This window comes from Streptomyces sp. NPDC054840, from assembly GCF_053611065.1.
Map to the genome: position 1 here is coordinate 1 of NZ_JBSGZP010000548.1, position 5,136 is coordinate 5,136.

5 protein-coding genes are annotated in these 5,136 nt (G+C 72.8%); 3 read left to right on the forward strand and 2 right to left on the reverse strand.

What is annotated here, in order from left to right; translation table 11 throughout:
- Positions 1–208: 208 nt before the first annotated feature.
- Together ACWGIU_RS29250 and ACWGIU_RS29255 are read right to left on the reverse strand one after the other, a co-directional pair.
- Entirely contained in the window at positions 209–868 is a 660-nt protein-coding gene (locus ACWGIU_RS29250) for a response regulator (protein ID WP_453710766.1), read from the reverse strand.
- Entirely contained in the window at positions 861–2,024 is a 1,164-nt protein-coding gene (locus ACWGIU_RS29255; protein WP_453710768.1) for a GAF domain-containing sensor histidine kinase, read from the reverse strand. The genes ACWGIU_RS29250 and ACWGIU_RS29255 overlap by 8 nt, the downstream gene beginning before the upstream one ends.
- A 157-nt stretch (positions 2,025–2,181) precedes the next feature.
- Between ACWGIU_RS29255 and ACWGIU_RS29260 the strand changes: the two genes are divergently transcribed.
- The 3 genes from ACWGIU_RS29260 (at position 2,182) to ACWGIU_RS29270 (ending at position 5,042) form a co-directional block, all read left to right on the forward strand.
- Entirely contained in the window at positions 2,182–2,925 is a 744-nt protein-coding gene (locus ACWGIU_RS29260; RefSeq protein WP_453710770.1) for an SDR family NAD(P)-dependent oxidoreductase, read from the forward strand.
- Positions 2,922–4,073, forward strand: a complete 1,152-nt coding sequence (locus ACWGIU_RS29265; RefSeq protein WP_453710772.1) for an S-adenosylmethionine:tRNA ribosyltransferase-isomerase — start codon at positions 2,922–2,924, stop codon at positions 4,071–4,073. Before ACWGIU_RS29260 ends, ACWGIU_RS29265 begins: the two co-directional genes overlap by 4 nt.
- A gap of 282 nt (positions 4,074–4,355) precedes the next feature.
- Positions 4,356–5,042, forward strand: coding sequence for a transglycosylase SLT domain-containing protein (locus ACWGIU_RS29270; protein ID WP_453710774.1), 687 nt, complete (start codon positions 4,356–4,358; stop codon positions 5,040–5,042).
- Positions 5,043–5,136 lie beyond the last annotated feature (94 nt).

The window sequence follows — 5,136 nt, forward strand, 5'->3', positions numbered from 1 at the left end:
GCGGCGACGAGGCCGCCCGCGATCATGGTGACGGCTGCGGCCTTCTTGAAGTTCTTCACGTTCTCGTCCTCCAGTACGTCTGCCGCGACCAGCCGTCGCGGCACGCCTTGGAGAACGGCCGGCCCGCGATCCGGATACGCCATGTGGGCTACATACACCCGACCGTATGAATCTCAGTCCGGAGCGAGACGGTCCGATTTACCTCCGATTACTCGGCGATTCCGTGCCTGACCGCCCACAATGCGGCCTGGGTCCGATCGGAAAGGTCCAACTTCATCAGGATGTTCGAGACGTGGGTCTTGACCGTCTTCTCGGACAGGACCAAGGCGCGGGCGATCTCGCGGTTGGAGCGCCCGTCGGCGATCAGGCCCAGAACCTCGCGTTCGCGGTCGGTCAGTGAGCCGGGCCGGCCCGCCGGGGTGTCCCGCTCGTCCTGCGACAGCAGGGCGAGGGCCACCTCCGGCTGGAGGAGCACGTGTCCCGCGTGGACGGAGCGGATGGCGCCGGCCAGCGCGTCGGGGTCGATGTCCTTGTAGACGTATCCGGCCGCGCCGGCCCGCAGGGCGGGGACCACGGTCCGCTGCTCCGTGAAGCTGGTGACGATCAGCACCCGGGCCGGGTTCGCCAGCTCGCGCAGCCTGCGCAGCGCCTCGATGCCGTCGGTGCCCGGCATCTTGATGTCCATCAGGATCACGTCGGGCCCCAGCTCCTCGGCGCGGGCGATGCCCTCCTCGCCGTCGGAGGCCTCGCCGACCACCTCGATGTCCTCCTGGACCTCCAGGAAGGTGCGCAGGCCCCGCCGGACCACCTGGTGGTCGTCGACCAGCAGTACTCGAATGCCGCCGCCGCGGCCGGGGCTGTCAGCCACCGGGGACCTCCATCTCGATCGTGGTGCCCCGACCGGGCTCCGAGTGCACGGTGAGCCGGCCGCCGACGCCGCTCGCGCGGTCGCGCATGGAGACCAGGCCCAGGTGACGGCCCGCCCGGCGGACGGCCCGGGGGTCGAAGCCCTTGCCGGTGTCGAGGACCGTGAGGACCGCGCCTCCGGCGGGCGTCCGACCCAGGGTGACCTCGACGCGGTCGCCGGCCGAGTGGCGCAGGGCGTTGTGCAGAGCCTCCTGGGCGACGCGGAGCAGCGCTTCCTCCTGGGGCGCGGGCAGGGCCCGTACGCCCTCGCAGGTGAAGGTGACGTGCGCGGTGTGAGCGCGGTCGAGTACGTGGACGTGCGTACGGAGGGTGGCGACCAGGCCGTCCTCGTCCAGGGCGGCCGGGCGCAACTCGGTCACGGCGGCGCGCAGCTCGTCGGCGGCCTCCGCGGCCAGGGTGGCCACCTGCTGGAGCTCGTCCTTGGCCCGGGCCGGGTCGCGGTCGACGAGGGCGGCGGCGGCCTGCGCGGTGAGGCGGAGGGAGAAGAGCTTCTGGCTGACGGCGTCGTGCAGCTCGTGGGCGAGCCGGGAGCGCTCCTCGGCGATGGTGAGCTCGCGGCTGCGTTCGTAGAGGCGGGCGTTGGTCAGGGCGATGGCCGCGTGCTGGGCGAGGAGGGAGAGGAGTTCCTGGTCCTCGTCGGTGAAGCCCTGGCGTCCGCCCGGGGACCCACCGCGCTTGTTCGCGAGGAAGAGGGCTCCGAGGGTCTCCTCGCCGTCGCGCACGGGCATGCCGAGGAAGTCGGACATCTCCGGGTGGGCGGACGGCCAGCCCTCGAAGCGCGGGTCCTCGCGTACGTCGGCCAGGCGCTCGGGGCCGCCCTCGTGGAGCATCGCGGCGAGGATGCCGTGCTGGCGGGGCAGCGGGCCGATGCGGCGCCACTGCTCGGGGCTGATGCCGTCCACGACGAACTGGGCGAAGCCGCCGTGGTCGTCCGGGACGCCCAGGGCCGCGTACTCGGCGTCCAGGAGTTCGCGGGCGGAGACGACGATCGTGCGCAGGACGTCGCGGACCTCCAGGCGGCGGCTCATCGCGAGCAGTGCGGTGCTCACGGCGGCCAGGCCGCTGGGGGGCCCGCCGTGCGGGGGGCTACCGGTCATGGGCTCACCGTACCCGCGGCCGTGACCTGCGGGATCGGGCCGTGGACGTAGGTCGAAGGGACCTGCGGGGGTGGGGCTCGTGGCCGACGCGGTGGGGGGTGGGCCGTTCCTAGGTTGGGGGCATCTGCTGATCGGGACGGAAGGCGAGGGTGCTGTCATGTCGGTGGCGATCGTGACGGGGGCGTCCAGGGGGCTCGGCCGGGCGCTGGCCGGGGAGCTGGCGGCGCGGGGCTGGGACCTGGTGCTGAGCGCACGGGGTGCGGCGGCGCTGGAGGAGACCGCGGCCGGGCCGGCGCGGGCGGCCGGGGCCCGGGTGGTGGCGGTGGCCGGGGACGTGTCCTCGGCGGCGCACCGGGCGGCGCTGGTGGCGGCGGCGCGGGAGCTGGGCGGGCTGGACCTGCTGGTGAACAACGCGGGGGTGCTGGGGGCCGAGCCGTTGGTGCCGCTGGCGGAGCAGGCGCTGGACGGGCTGCGGGAGGCCTTCGAGGTCAATGTGGCGGGGCCGCTGGGGCTGGTCCAGGAGGGGCTGCCGCTGTTGCGGGCGGCGCGGGCCGGGGCGGTGCTGAACATCAGCTCGGATGCGGCGGTGGTGGCGTACGCGACGTGGGGGGCGTACGGGGCGACCAAGGCGGCGGGGGACCTGATCTCGGGGGTGCTGGCGGTGGAGGAGCCGGGGCTGCGCGTGTGGTGGGCCGACCCGGGGTCGATGCGGACGCGGATGATGGCGGCGGCCGAGCCGGATGAGGACCTGACGGGGCTGCCGACGCCCGAGGAGGTGGCTCCGGCGCTGTTGCGGCTGGTGGAGCGGGCGCTGCCGAGCGGGCGGTACACGGCGCGGGAGCTGGCGGCGGAGGCGGGTGCGGGGGTGGGCCTGGCGGCGGGAGCGGGGGCCGGGCGATGAGCGGGCTGCGGTCCCTCCAGAGAGCGGGCCTCTATATAACGGACATACCGCCACAATTGCTGGCCCGGGTTCCGGCCGAGCAGCGCGGGCCGGGGCTGGGGCGGGATGCCGTGCGGCTGCTGGTGTCCCGGGGCGGCGAGCCGGTGTCGCTGCACGCCTTCCGGGAGCTGCCGGGGCTGCTGCGGGCCGGGGACGTCCTGGTGGTGAACACCTCGGCCACCCTGGCGGCCGCCGTGGACGCCCGGCTGGGCGGCGAGGACCTGGTGGTGCACTTCTCGACCCGGGGCGACAGGGGGCATCCCGGGGCCCGGTCCGGGGAAGGTCGCTGGGCGGTGGAGTTGCGTGACCCGGTCGGCGACGGGACGACGCGGCCGCGCGCCGGGGGACCGGCCGGGGCGGTGCTGGAGCTGCCGGGTGGGTACCGCCTCGCGCTGGAGGAGCCGCTGGCGGCGGACGCGGACCGGTTGTGGTGGGCGCGGCCCTCTCCCGCGCCGGACGGTGTGCCGGCGCTGCTGCGGGCGTACGGTCGGCCGATCCGGTACGGGTACACGGAGCGGGACCAGCCGCTCTCGGCCTATCAGACGGTGTTCGCGGTTCCGGCCGCCGACGGGTCAGGCTCGGCGGAGATGCCGAGCGCCGGTCGGCCTTTCACGGCGGAGCTGGTGGCGCGGCTGGTGAGCAGGGGGGTGCGGTTCGCCCCGCTGGTCCTGCACACGGGCGTGGCCTCGCAGGAGTCGTACGAGCCGCCTTATCCGGAGCGGTACGAGGTGTCCGCCACGTCGGCGGGGCTGGTGAACGCCGCGCGGGCCGCCGGCGGGAGGGTGATCGCGGTGGGGACCACGGCGGTACGGGCCCTGGAGTCGGCCACGGACGCGCGGGGGCGGGTGCGCCCGGCCGCCGGGTGGACCGATCTGGTGGTCACCCCCGAGCGGGGCGTGCGGGTGGTGGACGGGCTGCTGACCGGGCTGCACGAGCCCGAGGCGTCCCATCTGCTGATGCTGGAGGCGGTCGCGGGGCGGGCCGCCGTACGGCTCGGGTATGCCGAGGCCCTGGCCCGGCTCTGCCTCTGGCACGAATTCGGGGACGTCCATCTGCTACTCAAGGATGACAGCCGTGACCATATGCATTGCTGCAGCAACTCTCGGTAAAACCGGTACGCGCCCGATGTGACCCCGCACATAGGACCCACATCACTTACGAAGCTGCCTAGTGGAGGGATAAAGACCCCGTCAGTGCTGTCCCACGTAGCGCCGAGGCCCGAAATCGGGTCTCGGCGCCCGTGCGTGATCCACTAAGCGGGATCGTACGTCACACCTTTGCCACAGCATTTTGCCGCCGCTAAGAATTGCTCCCGTCGCACAGCACCGCGGATCCCCGGATCCACAAAGCGCCTTCCTGCGACTCCCGCTATTCGAAGAGGTTGCCCCGCCATGTCTGCTTCCCGCACCCCCGGTCACAGTCGTCTGACGAAGGCACACAAGCTGTCCATCGCCGGCGTCGCCACGCTGAGCGCCGCCGCCGTCGCCTTCTCCCTCGTACCGGCCGCCCAGGCCGAGGCCGAGACGGTCAACGCCGCCCCCGTCGCCTGGACCCAGGCCGTCAACGGCGCGCAGACGAAGACGCTGCAGGGCCGCCTCTCCGCACAGCAGGTCATCGCCGACGCGAACGCCAAGGCCGCGGCCAAGATCAAGGCCGACGCCGACGCCAAGGCCAAGGCCAAGGCCGCGGCCGCCGCGAAGAAGGCCCGCGAGCAGAAGGCTGCCGCCAGCCGCTCCGCCGCCCGGACCCCGGTCTTCGCGAACAACCTCGACGGCTGGATCAAGGAAGCCCTCTTCATCATGAAGAAGGAGGGCATTCCGGGCACCTACGCCGGCATCCACAAGAACATCATGCGCGAGTCCAGCGGTAACCCGATGGCGATCAACAACTGGGACATCAACGCCCAGAACGGCATCCCCAGCAAGGGTCTGCTCCAGGTCATCCTCCCGACCTTCAAGGCGTACCACGTCAAGGGCACCAAGTTCGACCAGTACGACCCGGTCGCCAACATCGTGGCCGCCTGCAACTACGCGGCCGACCGCTACGGCTCCATGGACAACGTCAACAGCGCCTACTAGGCCCTGACGCATCCCAGCCCCCATGCGCCTCAGGGCGGCACCCGGACTTCCGGATGCCGCCCTGAGGCGTTTGCCGTGCGTGCGTGCGTACGGT

What these genes read in the sequence shown, in the direction of transcription:
- ACWGIU_RS29265 (WP_453710772.1), top strand. Translation starts at nt 2,922, where the DNA reads ATGAGCGGGCTGCGGTCCCTCCAGAGAGCGGGCCTCTATATAACGGAC.
- ACWGIU_RS29260 (WP_453710770.1), top strand. Translation starts at nt 2,182, where the DNA reads ATGTCGGTGGCGATCGTGACGGGGGCGTCCAGGGGGCTCGGCCGGGCG.
- ACWGIU_RS29255 (WP_453710768.1), bottom strand. Translation starts at nt 2,024, where the DNA reads ATGACCGGTAGCCCCCCGCACGGCGGGCCCCCCAGCGGCCTGGCCGCC.
- ACWGIU_RS29270 (WP_453710774.1), top strand. Translation starts at nt 4,356, where the DNA reads ATGTCTGCTTCCCGCACCCCCGGTCACAGTCGTCTGACGAAGGCACAC.